This is a genomic window from Curtobacterium sp. ER1/6 (genome assembly GCF_001742745.1).
GTDB classification, from domain to species: Bacteria; Actinomycetota; Actinomycetes; order Actinomycetales; family Microbacteriaceae; genus Curtobacterium; species Curtobacterium citri.
This window is the reverse complement of sequence record NZ_MJAK01000001.1, coordinates 941289-961973: the sequence shown is the minus strand read 5'-3', so window position 1 is coordinate 961973 and position 20685 is coordinate 941289. Positions and strand designations below refer to the sequence as shown.

General features: G+C 73.2%; 19 protein-coding genes and 1 pseudogene. 13 read left to right on the top strand and 7 right to left on the bottom strand.

What is annotated here, in order from left to right; genetic code table 11:
- The first annotated feature begins 53 nt into the window (after window positions 1-53).
- The 8 genes and pseudogenes from Cus16_RS04335 to Cus16_RS04305 all read left to right on the top strand — a co-directional run bounded on the left by Cus16_RS04335 (window position 54) and on the right by Cus16_RS04305 (window position 7739).
- A complete protein-coding gene (locus tag Cus16_RS04335) occupies window positions 54-1739 on the top strand; it encodes an adenosylhomocysteinase (RefSeq protein ID WP_069711305.1) in 1686 nt (561 codons plus the stop codon).
- Window positions 1736-3196: an amidohydrolase family protein gene (locus Cus16_RS04330; RefSeq protein WP_317614855.1), complete on the top strand. Its 1461-nt coding sequence runs from the start codon at window positions 1736-1738 to the stop codon at window positions 3194-3196. Before Cus16_RS04335 ends, Cus16_RS04330 begins: the two co-directional genes overlap by 4 nt.
- A complete protein-coding gene (locus Cus16_RS04325; protein WP_223246510.1) occupies window positions 3193-3690 on the top strand; it encodes a cupin domain-containing protein in 498 nt (165 codons plus the stop codon). The genes Cus16_RS04330 and Cus16_RS04325 overlap by 4 nt, the downstream gene beginning before the upstream one ends.
- Window positions 3691-3805: 115 nt before the next feature.
- Window positions 3806-4627, top strand: a complete 822-nt coding sequence (locus Cus16_RS04320) for an ABC transporter substrate-binding protein (RefSeq protein WP_069711304.1) — start codon at window positions 3806-3808, stop codon at window positions 4625-4627.
- 4 nt (window positions 4628-4631) lie between these two features.
- Complete coding sequence (locus Cus16_RS04315) at window positions 4632-5510, top strand: amino acid ABC transporter permease (protein WP_069711303.1); 879 nt, start codon at window positions 4632-4634, stop codon at window positions 5508-5510.
- Window positions 5507-6247 (top strand): amino acid ABC transporter ATP-binding protein, encoded by a 741-nt coding sequence (locus Cus16_RS04310; RefSeq protein ID WP_069711302.1) that lies wholly within the window; start codon window positions 5507-5509, stop codon window positions 6245-6247. The genes Cus16_RS04315 and Cus16_RS04310 overlap by 4 nt, the downstream gene beginning before the upstream one ends.
- A 190-nt stretch (window positions 6248-6437) precedes the next feature.
- A pseudogene (locus tag Cus16_RS17105) lies at window positions 6438-6875 on the top strand (DUF3472 domain-containing protein); the annotation flags it as partial.
- A gap of 12 nt (window positions 6876-6887) precedes the next feature.
- The gene (locus Cus16_RS04305; protein WP_411266600.1) at window positions 6888-7739 is read left to right on the top strand and encodes a ricin-type beta-trefoil lectin domain protein; all 852 of its coding nucleotides are present in this window, start codon (window positions 6888-6890) and stop codon (window positions 7737-7739) included.
- 40 nt (window positions 7740-7779) lie between these two features.
- On the opposite strand, the gene Cus16_RS04300 is transcribed toward Cus16_RS04305, so the two are convergent.
- From Cus16_RS04300 to Cus16_RS04285, 4 genes are all read right to left on the bottom strand, one after another.
- On the bottom strand, window positions 7780-8745 hold the full coding sequence (locus Cus16_RS04300; RefSeq protein ID WP_069711300.1) for an NAD(P)H-quinone oxidoreductase: 966 nt from the start codon (window positions 8743-8745) through the stop codon (window positions 7780-7782).
- 75 nt (window positions 8746-8820) lie between these two features.
- Window positions 8821-9696: an aldo/keto reductase gene (locus Cus16_RS04295; protein WP_069711299.1), complete on the bottom strand. Its 876-nt coding sequence runs from the start codon at window positions 9694-9696 to the stop codon at window positions 8821-8823.
- 105 nt (window positions 9697-9801) lie between these two features.
- The gene (locus Cus16_RS04290) at window positions 9802-10299 is read right to left on the bottom strand and encodes a DUF6264 family protein (protein WP_069711298.1); all 498 of its coding nucleotides are present in this window, start codon (window positions 10297-10299) and stop codon (window positions 9802-9804) included.
- A 10-nt stretch (window positions 10300-10309) separates the two neighbouring features.
- Window positions 10310-11197 (bottom strand): HpcH/HpaI aldolase/citrate lyase family protein, encoded by an 888-nt coding sequence (locus Cus16_RS04285; RefSeq protein ID WP_220456195.1) that lies wholly within the window; start codon window positions 11195-11197, stop codon window positions 10310-10312.
- Between the two features lie 113 nt (window positions 11198-11310).
- Between Cus16_RS04285 and Cus16_RS04280 the strand changes: the two genes are divergently transcribed.
- Both Cus16_RS04280 and Cus16_RS04270 read left to right on the top strand, forming a co-directional pair.
- The gene (locus Cus16_RS04280; RefSeq protein ID WP_411266597.1) at window positions 11311-15135 is read left to right on the top strand and encodes an AAA family ATPase; all 3825 of its coding nucleotides are present in this window, start codon (window positions 11311-11313) and stop codon (window positions 15133-15135) included.
- 393 nt (window positions 15136-15528) lie between these two features.
- Window positions 15529-16113: a CDP-alcohol phosphatidyltransferase family protein gene (locus tag Cus16_RS04270; RefSeq protein ID WP_069711295.1), complete on the top strand. Its 585-nt coding sequence runs from the start codon at window positions 15529-15531 to the stop codon at window positions 16111-16113.
- A 115-nt stretch (window positions 16114-16228) separates the two neighbouring features.
- On the opposite strand, the gene mscL is transcribed toward Cus16_RS04270, so the two are convergent.
- From mscL to Cus16_RS04255, 3 genes are read right to left on the bottom strand one after another with little or no spacing between them, the layout of a single operon-like run.
- Entirely contained in the window at window positions 16229-16732 is a 504-nt protein-coding gene (mscL, locus tag Cus16_RS04265; RefSeq protein ID WP_069711294.1) for a large conductance mechanosensitive channel protein MscL, read from the bottom strand.
- A 56-nt stretch (window positions 16733-16788) separates the two neighbouring features.
- Window positions 16789-17079 (bottom strand): FmdB family zinc ribbon protein, encoded by a 291-nt coding sequence (locus Cus16_RS04260; RefSeq protein WP_069711293.1) that lies wholly within the window; start codon window positions 17077-17079, stop codon window positions 16789-16791.
- A 1-nt stretch (window position 17080) separates the two neighbouring features.
- Window positions 17081-17665 carry a 5-formyltetrahydrofolate cyclo-ligase gene (locus Cus16_RS04255; RefSeq protein ID WP_069711292.1) on the bottom strand — a complete coding sequence of 195 codons (585 nt, stop codon included), beginning with the start codon at window positions 17663-17665 and terminating at the stop codon, window positions 17081-17083.
- A gap of 113 nt (window positions 17666-17778) precedes the next feature.
- Here Cus16_RS04255 and galU point away from each other — a divergent pair, with 113 nt between their 5' ends.
- From galU to Cus16_RS04240, 3 genes are all read left to right on the top strand, one after another.
- Entirely contained in the window at window positions 17779-18669 is an 891-nt protein-coding gene (gene galU, locus Cus16_RS04250; protein WP_069711291.1) for a UTP--glucose-1-phosphate uridylyltransferase GalU, read from the top strand.
- An 89-nt stretch (window positions 18670-18758) separates the two neighbouring features.
- Window positions 18759-19418: a GNAT family N-acetyltransferase gene (locus Cus16_RS04245; protein WP_069711290.1), complete on the top strand. Its 660-nt coding sequence runs from the start codon at window positions 18759-18761 to the stop codon at window positions 19416-19418.
- Window positions 19419-19534: 116 nt separating this feature from the next.
- Window positions 19535-20659, top strand: coding sequence for a hypothetical protein (locus tag Cus16_RS04240; protein WP_069711289.1), 1125 nt, complete (start codon window positions 19535-19537; stop codon window positions 20657-20659).
- Window positions 20660-20685 lie beyond the last annotated feature (26 nt).

Here is a 20685-nt window from a genome sequence, read left to right as displayed (position 1 = left end):
ACCGGCCAGCACCACGGCACCGACCCGACCGCCGCGCGCCCTACGATTGCCCCATGCCGCAGCGACCCGACCCCGAGCGGGCCGCCTGGGCCTCCGCCGCCGTCCGTCGTTCCGCCGCCGCGACGAACCTGCTCGTCGCCGGCCGCGCCGTCCGGGTCCTCGGTGGCGACCCGCGCGACGCCGCGGCGCTCGCCGGGCTGCTGACGGCCCTCGGCGCCCGCGTCGCAGCGGACGACGAGCCGGTCGACCAGCTCTGGTGCCTCGGCGACCCGGACGAGTCGACCGCGGCCGTCGAACGTGCGGCCGACCGGCCCCGCGGCGCCACCCTCGTCGTCGTCGACGCCGGTCGCTACGCTCCGGCCGTCGACGAGGACGCCTTCGGCCCGGTCGCCCCGGCCCGCCCCGGGGTCCTCGCCGTCCCGGCGCTGTCCGACGACGTCTTCCTCGTGTCGACCGGCAGGGAGCCGGAGCACGACCCCGCCGCGGCCGCCCGGATCCGCTGGGCCCGCCGGTCCATGCCGGTCTCCCGCGCCCTGACCGCCGACCTCCGCGACGACGGTCTGCTCCGCGGGACCCGGGTCCTCGTCGCGATGGTGCTCGAGCCGAAGACCGCGGTGCTCAGCCTGCTGCTCCGCGACGCGGGCGCCGACGTGGTCGTGTACGCCCACGCGGACGAGACCGACGACGCCGTCGCCGCGGTGCTCCGCGAGGCCGGCCTGCCCGTGCACGCGAGCAGCACCGCGTCGCTCGCCGAGCAGCATGCGCTCGCGCTCGCCGCGCTCGACACCCGGCCGCACGTGCTGCTCGACGACGGGTCCCACCTGATCCGGCTCACGCACCAGGAGCGGCCGGACCTGCTGCCGACGATGCTCGGCGCGGCGGAGGAGACGACGAGCGGCCTCCGCCCCCTGCGGGTGATGGCGGAACGCGGCACGCTCGGCATCCCGGTCGTCGCGGTCAACGACGCCCGTACCAAGACCGTCCCGGACAACCGGTACGGCACGGGGCAGTCGACGGTGTTCGCGACGCTCGACCTGGTCGACGGGCTCCCGTCCGGTGCCCACCGCGTCCGGCCGGGAGGCACCGCCGTCGTCGCCGGGTACGGTCCGGTCGGCGAGGGGGTCGCCCAGGTGCTCGCGGCGCTGGGTCTCCGGGTGACGGTCGCCGACGTGGACCCGGTGCGTGCCCTGCAGGCACGGCTCGCCGGGCACGCCGTCGCGCCGCTGGTCGACGCCGTGCGCGGGGCGGACCTCGTGGTGAGCGCCTCGGGGGTGCCGGACACGATCGACCACGCGGTGCTCCGCGCGTGCGCCGCCGGTGCGGTCGTGTCGGTCGCGGGCGGCGTGGACCGCGAGGTGGCCCTCGTCGACGCGGCGACCGCGGGTGCGGTCCGGGCGGCCGAGGCCTCGCACGTGGAACGGCTCACCTGGCCGGACGGGCACCAGGTGGTGGTGCTCGCCGGCGGCAACGGCGTGAACACCAGCGCCGCCGAGGGCAACCCCGTCGAGGTCATGGACCTGTCGTTCGCCGTGCAGCTCGGCGCGGTGCGGATGCTCCTGGAGCGCGGCGACGAGCTCGAGCGGGCCGTCGTGCCGGTCGACCCCGCGGTGGACGAGGCGACTGCCCGTGCGGCGCTCGCCGCCTGGGGGAGCCGCCACGCGCCTCCCCTCCGGCCCGCCGCGCAGCCCGCCGACCGCGAGCCCGACGTCCGGACGCACCGTTTCGGGGACCCGTCGTGAGCACGGCCTCCGTCGAGAGCGCGACCTCCGTCGTGCGCGCGACCACGGCACCCGTCGTGGTGCACTCGGCGCGCGTCGTCGTCCCGATGACCGCGCCGCCGATCGCCGACGGCGCGGTCGCGGTGCAGGACGGCCGGATCCTGCACGTCGGTGACCGCTCGTGGGTCGTCGACCAGCTCGACTCGGTCGGACGACCGTGGTCGGAACGGCGGTGGCGCGGCGCCCTCCTGCCGGGCCTGGTCAACGCGCACACGCACCTGCAGTACACCGGCATGTCCGGTGTCGGGCAGCGGCAGTACGCCGGCTTCGAGGACTGGGCAGCCGCGTTCAACGAGGACTACGCGCTCCCGCACGACTGGCGCACGGAGGCGTCGGCCGGCGCGGTCGCCTCGCTCGCGGCCGGGGTCACCAGCGTCGCGGACGTCGTCACCGACATCGAGGCCGCGGACGTCCTCGAGCAGCACGGCCTGGGCGGGATCGCGTACTGGGAGGTGATGGACTGGGAGAACGCCGCGTGGGAGTCCCGCGGGCGCGACCAGGTCCTCGACGAGCTCGCGCGCATCCCGACCACACCCGGCGCGGGACTGTCCCCGCACGCGCCGTACTCCCTCGACGTGGCACCGCTCCTCGAGCTGCCGGACATCGTGCGCCAGCGGGGCCTCCGCCTGCACCTGCACCTCGGCGAGGCCGCCTTCGAGGGGGAGCGGATCGCCCTCGGACCGGTCCCCGGGCTCGAGGGGGTCGACGGCGTCGCGCGCACCGCGGACTGGCACACCGCCGACTGGCACCTGGCGAACGTGCCGTCCTTCCGCGCGATGCGTGCGCTCGGCTTCGGGGCGAGCGCCACCGCGTTCGTCGACCGGCTGGGCGTCCTCGGCCCCGACTGCCACATCGCGCACGGCGTGTACGTGACCGCATCGGACCGGGCACTGCTCCGCGCACGCGGCACCACGGTCGCGCTCTGCCCGCGGTCGAACGCGGTGATCGGCCTCGACCCGCCGCCGGTCGCCGACTACCTGCGCGAGGGCAGCCCGATCGCCGTCGGGACGGACTCGCTGTCGTCCTCGCCGTCCCTCGACCCGATGGCGGACGTCACCGCGCTGCACCGGATCGCCCGCGCGCAGGGCTACGGCCACCGCGACCTGCACGAACGGCTGCTCGCTGCCGTCACGCTCGGCGGCGCGCACGCCATGGGCACGGCGGTCGGGCCGGACCGCGTCGGGCACCTGGCGGTCGGTGCCCGTGCCGACCTCGCGGTCTTCGACGTCGACGCGCGCACCGTCCCGGACGCCCTGGCCGAACTCGTCGAGGACGGAGCCGGTCGGGCCGTCGCGACGGTCGTGCGCGGCGCGGTCCGCGCGACGGACGGCGTCGTCCACCCCACCGCCGGCGTGGTCCGTCCGACCGCAGCCCACCCGGGGCACCCCGCCCCCACCCGTCCCCAGGAGGAACGATGACCGACACCGCACCCCGCCCCGGCATGGTCGCCCGCCGCACCGTCACCGGCGAGTTGATCGAGTGGCTCGACGTGCCGCAGCGGGCCGTCGCCCTCGGGATGGACCCGCACCCGGAGGGCGGCTGGTACACCCGCACCTGGACCTCGCCGGCGACCGTCGAGACCCCGGCGGGCGAGCGTCCCGCCGCGACGCTCATCCACTTCCTGCTGCCGCCGGGCGAGGCCTCGGCCTGGCACCGGGTGACGAGCGACGAGATCTGGATGTGGCACGGCCCGGACACCGTCGTGCTCGAGCTCGGCGGGTCCGGCGACCAGCCGGAGCCGGGCGACCGCATCACCCTCGGACCCGACGCCGGCCGGCACCGGGTGCACGACGCACAGGCGTTCGTCCGCGGCGGCGTCTGGCAGCGGACGCTCCCGGGCGAGGGCGAGGTGCTCCTCAGCTGCCTGGTCTCGCCGGGCTTCTCGTTCGACGACTTCACGATGGTGGAGTGAGGCGCGCCGGCAGTGCCGTCCTCCCGGCGTCACGAGCGGTCGTCGCCTTCGCGCTGGTATCCCACTCGCCGGTACACTGCGTCCTGCCCCCGCCCCTCCTGACGAAGGCCCGCCCGTGACCCGCACCCGCCGTCTCTCCCTCGCCGTCGCGACCGCCGCGGTCGCCGCCCTCGCGCTCGCCGCATGCTCCGCCGGTGGCAGCGGTAGCGGTGGCGACACCGTCACCGACGGCAAGCTCACCATCGCCACCGGCCAGCCGGCCTACTCGCCCTGGGTCGAGGACGACGCGCCGCAGTCCGGCAAGGGCTTCGAGTCCGCCGTGGCGTACGCCGTGGCGGAGGAGATGGGCTACGCGAAGTCCGACGTGGTGTGGAAGCGCAGCACGTTCGACAGCGCCATCGCGCCCGGCCCGAAGGACTGGGACCTCAACGTCCAGCAGTTCTCGATCGACGCGAAGCGCAAGAAGGCCGTCGACATGTCGTCGGCGTACTACACGACGACCCAGGCCGTGGTGACCACGAAGTCGTCGAAGGCGATCGACGACACGACCGTCGCCGCGCTGAAGGGCGACACCATCGGCGTCGCGTCCGGTTCGACGAGCATCAGCAGCGTGAAGGACGTCCTCGGCGTCACCCCGCAGGTGTTCAACTCGAACGACGACGCCGTCCTCGCGCTCAAGTCCGGCCAGATCGACGCCATCGTCACCGACCTGCCGACCGCGTTCTACATGGCCGCCGCGCAGCTCGACGACGGCACGGTCTCGGCGCAGTTCCCCGAGGACGGCTCGGGCGACCAGTTCGGCTTCGTGCTGCCGAAGGGCTCGGCGCTGACGAGCAAGGTCGACGACGCCCTCGCCGCGCTGCGCAAGGACGGCACGCTCGAGCAGCTGCAGACGAAGTGGCTCTCCTCGGCGACGAACACCCCCGTGCTGAAGTAGTCGCGTGACCGCCCCAGCAGGCGCCGGCACCCCGGTCGCCGCCCCCGCGCCGAGCCCGGTCGAGGCCGAGCGTCGGCTCTACCGCCGGCAGCGCGGCCGTCGCTCGGTCGTGGTGTCGGTCGTCTCGACGCTCGTCGTCGTCGTGGTGGTGTGGCTCGGTGTCGTGAACACACCGGGGTGGGCCGCGGTCCAGCAGTCGTTCTTCGACCCGCAGACCGCGATCGACACCTTCCCGGACGTCCTGCTCGGCCTGTGGCTCAACGTCCGGATCCTGTTCTTCAGCGCGATCGGCGTCGCGGTGCTCGGCACCCTGCTCGCCGTGGTGCGGGGGCTGCGCAACCCGGTGTTCTTCCCGCTGCGGATGCTCGCCACGGCGTACACCGACCTGTTCCGCGGGCTCCCGCTCATCATCGTGCTGTACCTGGTCGGGTTCGGCGTCCCGGGCCTCGGCATCTTCCCGCGCCAGCCCCCGGAGGTCTGGGGCACCATCGCGATCGTGCTGACGTACTCGTCCTACGTCGCCGAGGTGCTCCGCGCCGGGATGGAGGCGGTGCACCCCTCCCAGCGCCTGGCCGCGCGGTCGCTCGGGCTCTCGCACGCGGGGACGTTGCGCCTGGTCGTCCTGCCGCAGGCGGTCCGGAAGGTCACGCCCGCGCTCATGAACGACTTCGTGTCCATGCAGAAGGACGTCGGGCTCGTGTCGATCCTCGGTGCCGTCGACGCGGTCCGGAGCGCCCAGATCGCGCAGGCCGAGACCTACAACTTCACGCCGTACCTCGTCGCGGGGCTGCTGTTCGTCGTGATCAGCCTGCCGCTCATCCGTGTGACGGACGCGATCGCACGGCGGCAGCAGCAGCGCGAGCAGATCGGGGGGACGGTGTGAGCGAGTCGGTGGTGCTGGAACTGCGCGGCCTGCGCAAGGCGTTCGGCGAGCACGAGGTCCTGCGCGGGATCGACCTGACCGTGCACCGGCACGAGGTGATCTGCGTCATCGGCGCCTCCGGCTCCGGCAAGTCGACGCTCCTGAAGACCGTCAACCTGCTCGAGGGCATCGACGACGGCGAGGTCCTGCTGCAGGGCACCGACATCGCCGACCCGCGCATCGACGTGGACGCCACCCGCGCTCGGATCGGCGTCGTGTTCCAGCAGTTCAACCTGTTCCCGCACATGACCGTGCTCGACAACGTGACCCTCGCGTCGCGGCGGGTGCACGGCATCGCGAAGGCCGAGGCCGAGGCGACCGCCCGACGGCTGCTCGACCGGATCGGCCTGGGGGACTTCGCCGGGGCGTACCCGGACCGGCTCTCCGGCGGCCAGCAGCAGCGCGTCGCCGTGGTGCGTGCGATCGCCACGTCGCCGGAGCTGCTGCTCCTCGACGAGGTGACGAGCGCGCTCGACCCGCAGCTGGTCGGCGAGGTGCTCGACCTCGTGCGGGAGCTCAAGGAGCAGGGGGCGACGATCCTCATGACGACGCACGAGATGGCCTTCGCGCGGAACGTCGCGGACCGGATCGTGTTCCTGCACGAGGGCGAGGTGGTCGAGCAGGGCGCCCCGGCGGACGTGCTCGACCGACCGCAGCACCCGGCGCTCGTCACGTTCCTGTCCCGCGTGCACGCCTGACCCCTCTTCCCGGTACGTTGGCGATGTGCGAAATACCAGATTCTCCTTCCTCCGAACGTGCATCTACGGATCCGCGGCGCTCCTGACCGCCCTGGCGCTCCCCGCCGTGGCATAGCCGGCCTCCGCTGGCGGCCAGACCCCGGGGAGTTACGTCGACTACGACTTCGGCGGACCCACGAGCGGCTTCACCCAGGAACAACGGCTCGACGTCGGTCCTGGCGACGCCAACGCCTACTGGTCCACGCAGTTCGGCCTCACCAAGAGCGCCGGCGGGTACATCGGGATGCAGACCTTCAAGAACGGGTCCGGTCTGTTCCTGATGAGCATCTGGGACTCGACAGCAGGCATCCCGGGTCTGGAAGCCGAGTGCATCACCTTCGCCGAGGACGGCTCCGGACAGAGCTGCCGCATCGCCGGCCTCCGTCCGGAGATCGGACACCGCTACCGGACCACCTTCTCGATCGACGCCGGCGGTCGAGCGACGGGATCGATCGACGACCTCACGGCCGGTCGTCGCCACCTGCTCGGGAGCGTGCAGACCACCGCGGGCAACGAGGTCGAGTCCCACATCGGGAGCTGGACCGAGTACTTCGACTGGAACTCGGACGAGTCCCACTGCGAGGACGAGGCCTACTCGAGGATGACGGTGACGAACCCCGTGGCGGCCGGTGGTCGAACGGCGACGCGGACCGGCACCCGCCCCAGCGGAACCTGCGCATCCTGGACCGCCGTCACGGCGCAGGGGAACGAGACGGTTCAGGAGAACGGGCTCGGCAACTCGTTCGGTGGGCGCATCACCGAGCCGGGAGGTCGTTGTCTCGACGTGCAGGGCGGCTCCGTGAACGCGTCGAAGGTCGACCTGTGGGACTGCAACGGTGGCGCGAACCAGAACTGGGTGCACGCGGGGGACGGGTCGCTGCACTCCCTGTACAAGTGCCTCGACGCGAACGGGACGACCGTCGGCTCCGCAGTCACGCTGTGGACCTGCAACGGTGGCACGAACCAGCAGTGGGCGACCGCTGACGGCCGGATCACGAGCGTGCGGAGTGGGCTCTGCGTGTCGACGTCGCTCTCCGCCGGCTCCCCGGCGACCCCGGGGCTCACGCTGCAGGACTGCGACGAGGCAACTCGGTTCGCTGTCCCGGGTGAACCGCTCGAGGTCATGCACGCCGACGGACGCTGCCTCGACCGGCTCGACCACGCCACGTGGAACGGCGCGCCGGTCGCCCTCTGGTCGTGCACGGACGGGGAGAACCAGCACTGGAAGACCGGTGCCGACGAGAGCCTGCGCACCGCCGGGGTGTGCCTCGACGCGAACGGAGCGACGATCGGGGCAGCGGTCACGGCATGGTCGTGCAACGGCGGCTCGAACCAGGGGTGGCGTCCGATGTCGAACGGCGCGCTCCAGAACGTACGGAGCGGTCTCTGCCTGACGGCGGGGGGCACGGGATCCGTGCTCGGTGACTGCGCTTCGGCCACGCGCTGGACGTGATCGTCAGGCCCTGGCCCGGGCGCCGCCGCCGGCGCCCGGGTCAGGGCGTCAGCAGCACCTTGCCGATGACCTCGCCGGCGCGGACCCGGCGGTGGGCCTCGGCTGCCTCGGCCAGGGGCAGGACCGAGTCGACGACCGGCCGGACGCTGCCGTCGGCGACGAGCGGCCACACGTGCTCGCGCACGGCGGCGACGATCGCGGCCTTCTCGTCCGCCGGCCGGGCGCGCAGAGTGGTCGCGCTGATCGTCGCGCGCTTGCGCATCATCGCGCCGAAGTCGAGCTCGCCCTTCTGGCCGCTGCCCGCGGCGATCACGGCGATGTGCCCGTTCGGGGCGAGCACCTCGAGGTGCTTCGCCAGGTAGTCCGCGCCGACCACGTCGAGCACGACGTCGACCCCGCGTCCGTCGGTGAACGCCAGGGCGCGCTCGACGAAGTCCTCGGTGCGGTGGTCGACGACCAGGTCGGCGCCGAGCTCCTGCGACGCCCGGACCTTCCGCTCCCCGCCGCTCGTCGCGATCACCCGCGCACCGAGCGCCCTCGCCCAGACCACCGCGTGCGAGCCCATGCCGCCGGTGCCGCCGTGCACCAGGAGCGTCTGCCCCGGTCGGAGGCCCGCGATCATCCCCACGTTCGAGTACACCGTGCACGCCGCCTCCGGCAGACCGGCGGCCTCGACGAGGTCGACGCCGTCGGGCACGGGCAGCACCTGCGCCGCGGGGACCGCCACGAGCGTCGCGTAGCCGCCGCCGGAGAGCAACGCGCACACCCGGTCGCCCACGGCGAAGCCGTCGACGCCGTCACCGAGCGCACGGACGGTGCCGGAGACCTCGAGGCCGAGGACCTCGGAGGCGCCGGGCGGCGGCGGGTAGTTGCCGGCGACCTGCTGCAGGTCCGCGTTGTTGACGCCGGCGCCGGCGACCTCCACCAGGACCTCGCCGGGCCCGGCCACCGGGTCGGCATGGTGGTCGAGTCGGAGTCCGCCGTCGTGTGCCGTGATCGCCTGCATGCCCTCGACCGTACGCGCCGCGGAGGACCGGACGCAGTCGACCGGCGTCCGGCCCGCCGCGGAGGGGTCCGCGGGTCAGGCGGCGGGCTGCGACCGGTCCAGCCGCTCGACGTCCTCGTCGCGGAGCTTGATCGTCGCCGCCACCACCGAGTCGAGGATCGACTGCGGCCGCGATGCGCCCGGGATCGGGACCACGACGTCGCTCTGCTGCAGCTCCCACGCCAGGGCCACGACCTGCGGCGACACGTCGCGCTCGCGGGCGATCACGGCGAAGTCCTCGTACGCGGTGCCGAGGTCCGCCGCCTTCGCGATGCCGCCGAGGGGGCTCCACGGCAGGAACGCGATGCCGAGCTCGTCGCACAGGTCGAGTTCCGGCTGGCTGGAGCGGAACGCCGGCGAGTACTGGTTCTGCACCGACGCGAGTCGGCCGCCGAGGACCTCGTTCGCCGTGCGGATCTGGTCGGGGTCGGCGTTCGAGATGCCCGCCATGCGGATGACGCCCTCGTCGAGGAGCTCCGCGAGCGCCCCCACCGAGTCGGCGTACGGCACCGCGGGGTCCGGCCGGTGGAACTGGTACAGCCCGATCGCGTCGACGCCGAGGCGCTTCGCCGAGGCCTTCGCGGCCTCCTTGAGGTACTCCGGTCGGCCGTCCTGCGCCCACGCGCCCGGTTCCGGCCGCAGATGGCCGCCCTTCGTGGCGACGAGCACCGCGTCGGTGTCGCCGTGGAACTCGCGGATCGCCTTCGCGATGAGTTCCTCGTTGTGCCCGACCTCGTCCTTGGCCGCCTGGTGGTAGGCGTCGGCGGTGTCGATGAGCGTCACGCCCGCCTCGAGCGCCGCGTGGATGGTGGCGACCGCCTGTCGCTCGTCGGGACGCCCCTCGATGGACATGGGCATGCCGCCCAGTCCGATGGCGCTGACCGACACGTCTCCGATGACTCGTTGCTTCATGCCCCGAGCATGCGCCGGGGCGACACCGCGACTCCCAGCGTCGACACGGACGGGAGGCGCGGTGCCGGCCCGCACCGCGCCGTGCGTCCGGTGGTCGGTCGCGCCTCAGCCGGCGGTCGGATCCGCGGGTCCGCTCGCGGCCGACGCGGTCACCGACCCGGACGCGCTGCCGTCCGTGGCCTCGGCGAACACGACACCGCCCCACGTGACGACGGCGATCGCGAGCACGAAGCCGATCGCCGCGATCCACCAGGACGAGCGACGGCGCACCCAGGCGCCGATCGCGAGCACGACGGTCACGACACCGATCACGAAGGACCCGCCGGCCGCGATCGCGGCGCCGCCGAGGAACCGGCCGGGCGAGCACCCCGCCGCGGCGTCGCAGCTCGCGGCGGCGGACACGACCGCGATGATCCCGATGACGACGGCGAGCACCGTCAGCACGGCGCCCGACGCGAGCAGCAGGACGGTCGAGACGCGGTCGGCGACCCGGCCGGCGGGGAACAGCGTCGTGCCGCCACGCTCCCAGGCGGCGCGCTCGGCACCGCTCGGCCCCGAGGGCGAGGACTGCGGCGGACCGCCGGACGGGTGCGACCAGGTCATGGGGACCGGTCTACCGTGCCTCGACGCCGAACGCCCGGGCGAGGCGCTGGATCTTCTGCGCACGGCCGAGCCGCGGCAGGTCGGACCCGTCGCGGATGACCTGCCCGCGGGCGTCGAAGTCGTCGAGGAAGTCCTGCGCCCACGCCACGTCGGTCGGCGTCGGCGAGATGACCTCGTTGATGACCGGGAGCTGCTCGGTGTCCAGGCAGAGCTTGCCGGTCAGGCCGAGCGACACCGCGACCTGGGACTGCTCGCGGAGGATGGCGTGCGCCGAGCCCACGGTGGGCCCGTCGATCGGCCCGGGCAGGTCGCCGACGCGCGACGCCACGACCAGCCGCGAGCGGGGGTACGCCATCGCGAGCGTGTCGGCCGAGGTACCGGTGTCGCGCCGGTAGTCGCCGGAGCCGAACGCCAGGCGGAACGCACCCTGCGCCCGGGCGATCGAGGTGGACTCCTCGATGCCGAGCGCGGACTCGACGAGGGCGATGACCGGCGTGTGGCCGCCGAGCCGGTGCCACGTGTCCGTGACCTGCGCCGGCGACTCGGTCTTCGCGAGCATGACGCCCTGCAGCCCGGGCAGGCCGCGGAGCTCCTCGACGTCGTCCTCCCAGAACGGGGTGGTCACGTCGTTGATCCGGACCCAGGCCTCACCGCCGCCGGCGAGCCACGAGGCGACGGTCTGCCGTGCACCCGGCTTGGCGGCCGGGTCCACCGCGTCCTCGACGTCGAGGATGATCTGGTCGGCGCGGGACCGCTGCGCGCGCTCGAAGCGGTCGGCCGCGGTGCCCGGCACGAGGAGCCAGGAGCGGGAGATCTCCGCGGGGACCGATCGGCGGCGGTCCGGGCCCGCCGTCGAGGTGGCGGGGGCGGACGGGGCGGTGCGGTCGTCGGTGGCCATGTCCTCGTTGGTACCACACCGGCCCTCCCGAACCGGCATCGGGCGCCCGCGGAAACCCCGAAACCTCGGGTCATTGCCGGAGAGGTCGCCCGCTTCCGCCTACAGTGTCCGATGTGTGGCGAGACAGGGTGACCGACGGCGCGGACGACGGAAACGACGACGTCCCCGTCGATGCTGCCCCGACGCCCGCGGCCGGGCAGCAGCAGGAGACCGTCGTGACGGACGAGCCGGACCGCACCCTGCGGCCCGAGCTGCAGCTCACGAGCCCGCAGGCGATCAGCCTGGGTGACCCGCGCCTCCAGGCCGGCAACGCCGCCGAACCGACGTGGGACGCGTGGCGGACCCAGCTGACCGGCGTCGGCGGCACGAGCCCCCTCACCCACTTCAGCGACCACCCGCGCGCCCGGATCGAGCTGTCCACGACGCACCCGGGCGGACTCGCGCAGTTCATCACGGGCAAGACCACGCTGCTGTCGAGCCTCATCCGCGACGAGGTGGCCCTGCGTGCCGCCCGCATCGCCGCCGCCCGCGTCGAGGCGAAGGGCACCGAGCTCGCGACCGTGCGCGGCATCGACGCCGTGAAGCTCGGCATCGGCATGGCGGACTGGCAGCACGGCGACGAGCACTTCCGCGGACCGGTGCTCCTGCGTCCGCTCGCGATCCGTCGCCACGGCCGCGACTTCGAGGTGCGTCTGCTCGGCGAGCCCGTCCTCAACCCCGGCCTCGCGGACGCGCTGCACGAGCAGCACGGTGTCATCCTCGACGCGCAGTCCTTCGTCGCGCTCGCGCAGCAGGACGGCTCGTTCACGCCGAACCCGGTGATCGACCGGCTCCGTGGCCTGACCGCGCACATCCCCGGCTTCTCGGTGCACGCGCGCCTGGTCGTGTCGACCTTCGCCGAGGTCGCCAGCGGCATGGTCGAGGACACCGGCGACCTGTCGCACCCCGTGCTCGACGCCCTCGCCGGCAACCCGAGCGCGAAGTGGCAGGTCGAGCAGTCCTACCACCCGGTCGAGCAGACCCCGTCGGACGAGCGCAGCCCGGAGACGGACACGCTGCTCCTCGACGCCGACGACGAGCAGGAGAACGTGATCGCGCAGATCACGGCCGGCAACTCGATCGTCGTGAAGACGCTGCCGGGCACCGGCGGGACGCAGACCATCGTCAACGCGCTCGGCGGCCTCGTGGCGGCGAACAAGCGCGTCCTCGTGGTCAGCCCGCGCCGGGCGACGCTCCGCGGGATCGCGGCCCGGTTCGCCGAGGTCCAGCTGCCCGGCGTCGCGGTCACCCCGGCCACGCTGCGCCGGGACGTCGTCCGGGCGATCGCCCGCAACGAGAAGTCGCAGCGTCCGAACCTCCGCGAGGTCGACGACGCCCTGGTCCGTCTCCGCAAGGTCCTCACCGACTACCGCGGCTCGCTCACCCGGGTCGACCCGGACTTCGGCGTCTCGGTGCTCGACTGCCTCGTCGAGCTGTCCCGCCTGTCGCTCCTGCCGGTACCGCCGTCGACCACCGCCCGTCTGTCGAAGCGGTCGGTCACGAGCATGGTCGAGGGGCGCTCGCGCGTCGCCGAGACGATGGTCAGCGCCGCGAACCTCGGCGAGTTCCGCTACGGCCCCGACGACTCGCCCTGGTACGGCGCGAAGTTCGGCTCGAGCGACGGTGCGCAGCGCGCCCACCGCACGGCGCAGGACCTCGACACCGAGGGCCTGCCGACGCTGCTCCGCCGCGCGCACGACCTCGTCGCGACGACCCGGATGCGGCAGTTCACGACGATCAACGAGCTCGGCATCTACCTCCGCCTGCTCACCGAGATCCGCGACACCCTCGACCGCTTCCTGCCCGTCGTGTTCGACCGGTCGGTCTCCGAGCTCGTCGCCGCCACCGCACCGCGGGGCGAGGGCGCTCCGATGTCGTCGACGAACCGTCGTCGCCTGAAGAAGCTGGCGCGCGAGTACGTCCGCCCCGGCGTGCACGTGTCCGACCTCCACGAGGCCCTGACCCGCGTGCAGCAGCAGCGCGTGCTCTGGCAGCGGTACGTCGCCGCGGGCGTGAACCCCGAGGTGCCCACGGGCATCGGCGACGTGCAGGTGCTCTTCTCGAACGTCGTGCAGGACCTCGCGCGGCTCGACGAGCCCCTCGGCCGCACCGACCGTGACCGGCAGCTCGCGAACCTGCCGATCGACGAGCTCGTGCCGACCATCGCCGAGCTCGCCGCCGAGTCCGACGTCCTGCACAACCTGCAGGAGCGCACCGAGCTCATGCAGACCCTCCGCGACCTGCAGCTCGAGCCGCTCATCACCGACCTGGCGAACCGGCACGTGCCGGACCTGCAGGTGCCGGCCGAGCTCGAGCTCGCCTGGTGGCAGTCCGCGCTCGAGACGATGCTCGAGTCCGACCGGGCACTGCTCGGCGGCAACACCGACATGCTCGACCGGGTGGAGGCCGACTTCCGCCTGGTGGACGACGCGCACGCGGCCGGTGTCTCGCAGGGCCTGGCGTGGCAGCTCGCCGAGAACTGGAAGGTCGGCCTCGTCGACTGGCCGGACGAGGCGACCGCGCTGAAGACGCAGCTGCAGGAGGGCGCGATCACCTCGCGCCTGCTGCAGGACTCCGCGCCGCACCTGTCCCGGTCGATCGCGCCCGTCTGGCTCGCGAGCCCGTACGAGGTGCCCGACATCGCCGACACGATGCCCTTCGACACGGTGATCCTCGTCGACGCCGGTGCGGTCACGATCGCCGAGACCGTCGGCGCCGTCCGTCGTGCGCGGCAGACCGTCGTCTTCGGTGACCCGGTCACGCAGACCCCGTCGCCGTTCGGCATCGCCGTCGACCCCGACCGCCGTGCCCTGCAGGTCGACGAGAGCACGCTCGACGCCCTGCACGCCGACTCCGCGCTCGCGAAGCTGTCGACGCTCCTGCCGACGCTGTCGCTCACCCGCTCGTACCGCGCCGGCGGCGAGGACCTCGCCGAGCTCGTGAACCGCCGCTTCTACGGTGGCCGCATCGAGTCGCTGCCGTGGGCCGGGTCGTTCCTCGGGCACGGCTCGATCGCGATCGACTACGTCAGCGACGGCAAGGCCGTGCCGGACCCCGAGTCCGGTGCCGTGGAGAGCGTCGACGCCGAGGTCGACCGCGTCGTCCGGCTCGTGCTCGACCACGCCCGCACCCGGCCGACCGAGTCGCTCATGGTGATCACCGCCTCGGCCAAGCACGCGGTCCGCGTCGAGCAGGCCGTGCTCACCGCGGCGCAGGGCCACAAGGACCTGACCGAGTTCGTCATCGGCGACCGCGCCGAGCCGTTCATCGTCGCGACGCTCGAGCAGTCCGTGGCCCAGAGCCGCGACCGGGTCGTGTTCTCGATCGGCTACGGCCGGACCCCGCACGGTCGGGTGCTCCGCGACTTCGGTCCGCTCGGCAAGCCGGGCGGGGAGCGCCTGCTGGCGGTCGCGATGACCCGGGCGCGCCGCTCGATGATCATCGTCACCTGCTTCCAGCCCTCGGACATCGAGGCCGAGCGCATGGGCCACGGCACCGTCGCGCTGGCGGAGATCCTCGCCGAGGTCCGTGCCCGCACGGCGGCCGAGTACGTGCCAGACGACTCCGACCCGCTGCTCGTCGACCTGGCCCGACGGCTCGAGATGCGCGGCATCCCGGTCGCGCTCGGCCACCGCGGGAAGCTCGGCCTGGTGGCCGCGCACGGCGGTGTCTGCGTGACGATCGAGACGGACGCCTCGCTGGTCCGTGGTTCCCTGCGCGAGACGCTGCGGCTCCGGCCCGAGGTGCTCCGCCGACTCGGTTGGCACTACGTGCGCGTGCACGCCTTCCAGCTGTTCTCCGACCCGGACCGCGTCGCGGACACGGTCGCGTCGGTCCTCGGTGTCGACCGGGGCGCCACGCAGGAGATCTCCATCCCACCGATCCCCGCTCGCCGGTGAGCAGGCCGGAGATGCATCCCCGCGTGCCCGCTCCGGGCCCCGCTCGCCGATGACCCGGTCCCGGCGCGCGTCCCGCGCCGCCGGGCCGGTGACGCCGGAGACCGACCAGCTGGTGGGGACGTGGACGCGGGCCGACGACGCGGCGGAGGTCGCGCCTCCCGTCCGCCCCGCAGCCGACGCCGTCCCGCCTGCGGATGACGGCGTCCCTCCCGCGGACGACCCGGCGGCCCGGACGGGAGGCGCGCCCCGCCCCACCAGGCGCGTCACCACCCGCCCGGTGCCGGGCTACGACCCTGCTGCGCCGCCGGAACCGGCCCGCCACCGCGAGGGCGAGAACGACGTCCGGCTCCGGGGGGACGTGCCCCCGCACTGGTGACGGGTAGCCTGGGGGCGATGACTGACACCGCGCGACAGCGACCCGACTGGCAGACGTGGCCGAACCTGATCACGCTCGTGCGCTTCGTGCTCATCCCCGTGTTCATCGGGTTCGTCGTCGCCGGTCGCCCGGGGTGGGCGCTCGTCACGCTCGTCGTGCTCGGGGTCAGCGACTGGGCCGACGGGTTCATCGCCCGGAAGTTCGACCAGGGCTCGCAGCTCGGCAAGGCCCTCGACCCGATCGCCGACCGGCTCGCGATCATCGCGATCGTGCTCTCGCTCGTGCTCGTCGGCCTGCTGCCGTGGCCGAGCGTGGCGATCATCGTCCTCGTCGACCTGCTGCTCGTCGTGCTCTCGTGGCTGTGGTTCCGCGGCAACCCGGACCTCGACGTCACGTGGACGGGCAAGATCCGGTCCGCGCTGCTCTTCGTCGGCCTGCCGCTGCTGCTGTTCTCGTCGACCTCGTGGGCGTCGCAGTACGACTGGATCCGCGTGCTCGCGCTCGTGTTCGTCTGGCTCGGCACGATCGGTCACGTCATCGCGGGTGCCCAGTACGCCGCGGCCCTCGCCGCGAAGCACCGCACGGTGTCCCGCACGGCCTGAGCCGGCGGCGGGCCTCCGCGCCGCTTCCGCGAAACGCAACGTGGGCGGTTCCTCGCAGCGGTACCGCGCTGCGAGGAACCGCCCACGTTGCGTCTTGCGAGGGGCTTCGACGCGACTAGAGCTTCGTCGAGCCGCCGATGCCGGGGCCCTCGGGCGCGGTCGACGGCGCCACGTGCGCGCCGCCGCCGGTGACCGCCGCGACGCCGTTCTGCGTCCGGAGCAGGTCGCGGATCTCGAGCAGCACCTCGACGTCGGTCGGCGGGACGTCCTGCGGCGTCTGCTGCTCGTCGTTCTTGACCCGCTCGAAGGCGATCTTCTTGAGCCGGTTGACCGGGACGACCAGGGCGAAGTACACCACCGCGGCGACGATCACGAAGTTCAGCGCGGCGCCGATGATCGCGCCGAAGTAGAGGGTCGCGGGCTTGCCGCCGCTCACCGTCGGGATGTCGACCTTGAGCGCTTCGTCGAGCGAGGACGCGTTGAAGACCGCGCCGATGAGCGGGTTGATGAGCGCGTTCACGATCGTCGTGACGATGGCGGTGAACGCGGCACCGATGACGACCGCGACGGCCAGGTCGATGACGTTCCCGCGGAGCAGGAACTCCTTGAAGCCCTTCACGCGGGCCTCCTTCCGTGTCGAGGAGACCCCACCGTACCGACGGTGGCGAGCGTCCGTCAGGAAGCGCTGGGAGCGGCCGGCTTCGACTCGGTCTTCTTCGGTTCGCTCTTCTTCGGCTCGCTCGTCGACGACGTGCCGGACGCCGACGACGACCCCTCGGCCTTCGGCGTCGACCGCGAGTCGGTGCGGTAGAACCCGCCGCCGTTGAAGGTGACGCCCACCGGCGAGAACACCTTGCGCAGGGCGCCGCCGCACACGGGGCACTCGGTCAGGGTGGCGTCGGAGAACGACTGCTTGACGTCGAAGGCGTTGTCGCACTCGGTGCAGCGGTACGAGTAGGTGGGCACCCTAGCTCCGGAAGGTGATGATGCGCGACGGCGTGATGATGCCGTCGACGGGTTCGTCGTGGGCCTCGCGCGGGACCTCGTCGAGGTACTCCGCGTCGAAGATCACAGCATAGACGGGCGGGCGGTTCGCCATCGACCCGAGGGTCTTGTCGTAGTAGCCCCGCCCCCAGCCCATCCGGCAGCCGTCGTGCCCGACCGCGGCGGCCGGCGCGAGGATGGCGTCGACGTCGCCGAGTGCGAGCGGGGAGAGCAGCTCGCCGACCACCTCGGGCATGCCGTGCAGGCCCTGCTGCTCGGTCGAGCCGTCGCCCACCGCCCAGTCGAGCAGGCCGTCCTCGCGGGTGATCGGCAGCAGCACCCGGACGCCGTGCTCGTGCGCCCACACGAGGAAGGGACGGACGTCGGGCTCGTCGGGGGCGGACAGGTAGAGCGCGAGCGAGCGGACCTGCCGCTCCTCCACGAAGCGCTGCAGCGTTGCGGTCAGGCCGACCGTGTCCGTGTCGCGCTCGGTCGTGGTCCGGGTGCGCCGCCGCTGCCGGAGCTCGGCTCGCAGGGCGCGCTTCTCGTTCCCGAGATCGGCGGTCATGGCGGGGAGTCTACCGAGACCGGGTTTGCGGCTTCCCGCCGCAGGACGCGGCTTGCCGTGTCCCCCGAAAGGCCCATGCCACGGCTCAGTGGTCGTCCGGTACGTTCATCCGCATGGGCTTCCAGATTTCGAAGGCGGTGATCCCGGCCGCAGGCCTGGGCACGCGCTTCCTCCCCGCGACCAAGGCGATGCCGAAGGAGATGCTCCCGGTCGTCGACAAGCCGGCGATCCAGTACGTGGTCGAGGAGGCCGTCGGCGCCGGACTCACCGACGTGCTGATGATCACCGGACGCAACAAGAACGCGCTCGAGAACCACTTCGACCACGTGGCCGAGCTCGAGGAGACCCTCAAGAAGAAGGGCGACCACGAGAAGCTCCAGAAGGTCAACCAGTCGACCGACCTCGCCGACATGCACTACGTCCGCCAGGGCGACCCGCTCGGCCTCGGCCACGCGGTGCTCCGCGCCAAGATGCACGTCGGGCGCGAGCCCTTCGCCGTCCTGCTCGGCGACGACATCATCGACGCCCGTGACCCGCTGCTCAAGCGCATGATCGAGGTGCAGGGCCAGAAGAACGCGACGATCGTCGCGCTCCTCGAGGTCCCCGAGTCGCAGACACACATGTACGGCATCGCCACGGTCGAGGAGACCGACACCGACGACGTCGTGAAGATCACCGGCCTGGTCGAGAAGCCCCCGCAGGGCGAAGCCCCCTCGAACCTCGCCATCATCGGCCGCTACGTCATCCGCCCCGAGGTCTTCGACGTCCTCGAGAAGCAGGAGCCGGGCAAGGGCGGCGAGATCCAGCTGACCGACGCGCTCATGAAGATGGCGGGCGCCGAGGAGTGGACGGGCGGCGTGTACGGCGTCGTGTTCCGTGGACGCCGGTACGACACGGGTGACAAGCTGGACTACATCAAGGCGATCGTGCAGCTCGCCTCGGACCGCGACGACCTCGGCCCGGACCTCAAGGCCTGGCTGAAGGACTTCAACGCGGGAGAGTAGCCACCCCGTCACGAACGGGTCCGGGGTCGCCCCCGGGCCCGTTCGTGCATCCACCCGGTCGATCACCGGGCACCGGAGGAACCACAGCGATGACGACGATCCCGACCCTGTCCCACGGGCGGGTCACCATCCGGCCCCTCCGGCTCCGTGACACCCGCGACCTCGACGTCGCGCTCGCCACCAACCGGTCGTGGCTCCGGACGTGGGAGGCGACGAACCCCTCCGGGCACGTCTCCACCGACGTCCGCGGCAGCATCCGGGCGCTCCAGGCGAACGCCCGTGCGGGGCTCGGGCTCCCGTTCGCGATGGAGCTCGACGGCCGCTTCGTCGGGCAGCTCAACGTCTCCGGGATCACCTACGGGTCCCTCGGCAGCGCGTCGATCGGCTACTGGGTCGTCGAGGACGCCGCCGGGCACAACGTCACCCCGATCGCGGTCGCGATGGCGGTCGACCACTGCTTCCGCGTCGTGGGCATCCACCGCGTCGAGATCTGCATCCGACCGGAGAACGCCCCGAGCCTCCGCGTCGTCGAGAAGCTCGGCTTCCGGTTCGAGGGCCTGCGCCGCCGCTACATCCACATCAACGGCGACTGGCGCGACCACTTCTGCTTCGCGCTGGTGGCCGAGGAGGTCCGCGAGGGCGTCCTCGACCGCTGGGTCGCCGGCCGGGTGCCGTCCGGCGTCGGCAGCGTCCCGCTCGCCGCGCGCGACGAGGCGGCGGTCCCGCTCGACACGCGCCCCCGGATCTGACGCACCGCCGCTGACGGACGGGAGGCACCGCCTCCTCCGACGGATTCCGTCGCGACTCGCGCAACACGCGTCCGGCAATCAGCGGCCGGGGGAACCCGCGCCCCTACCGTGTCCCCATGGCAGGTATCGGCTCCTGGGGCGGCGGCATCGTCCTGCTCATCGCGGCCGTGCTCTGGGTCGTGTACCTCATGCCGTCCTGGGCGGCGCGTCGCCAGTACCTCGCCACCGAGCGGAACGCGATCCGGTTGCAGCAGACCCTGCGCATCCTCGCCCAGACCGCCGAGCTCCCCGACGAGGTCCGGGTCGAGATGAACGCACGGTCCCTCGCCGAGGCGCAGCGCGTCGCCCGCTCCGAGGAGGCCAAGCGCACCGCGATCGTCCGCGCCCACGAGGCGGCGCGGCAGCGGGAGATCACCCGGCGTCTCGCCGAGCAGCAGCCGACCCTCGAGCGCGTCTCGTCCGTCCCCGCGCTCACCGCCATGCGCATGCGTCGGTCCCGGCTCGGCGCGACCCTGTTCGGCACGCTCGGCATCGTCGTCGCGCTCGTCGTCCTCGTCGCGGCACCCGGGGCGTGGCTCGTCGCCGTCGCGGGGCTCGTCGCCGCGGGCGGGTCCGCAGCGGTCCTCGCACAGCTGCACCAGGTGGCGCAGGCGCGGAAGGCGCGTGCCGCGGCCGGGGCTGCGGAGGCGACCCGTGCCTCCCGTCCGGCCGCCACCTGGACGGACCCGGCGCCGCCGCTGTCCACCGAGCAGCCCGCCGGACCCGCCCGTGACCGCAGCTGGACACCGGCCGGTGTGCCGAAGCCGCTCTACGTGCAGCGGCCGTCGGCGCCGGCGCCCTCGCCGGAGTCGTCGGCGCAGCTCGCCGCCCGGCTGCGGGAGCGCGTCGCCGCGGCGAAGGCCGAGGCCGACGCCGAGGCGGCGGCGATCCGCGCGGGGGAGCAGGACCCGTCGCTCGCGCGGGTGTCCCGCCTGCGTGCCGACGTCGAGGAGGCCGCGGCCTCGCTGTCCTCGCACGACCAGGGGCGCCTGGCGGAACGGCTCGGGCTCCGTGCACCCGCGTCGGCTGACGCGTCCACCGCTCCGGCCTCGCCGGCCGCAGCAACCGCTCCGGCTGCTGCGGCGCCCGAGCCCGAGCAGCCCGCGACGCCGAGCCGCTGGGCCGGCATGGGCGTCATCGGCGACGACGACTACCGGCAGACCGACCTCGACGCGGTCATGCGTCGACGTCGCGCGGTCTGACGCCGCGGCGCGCCCGGCCGCTGCGT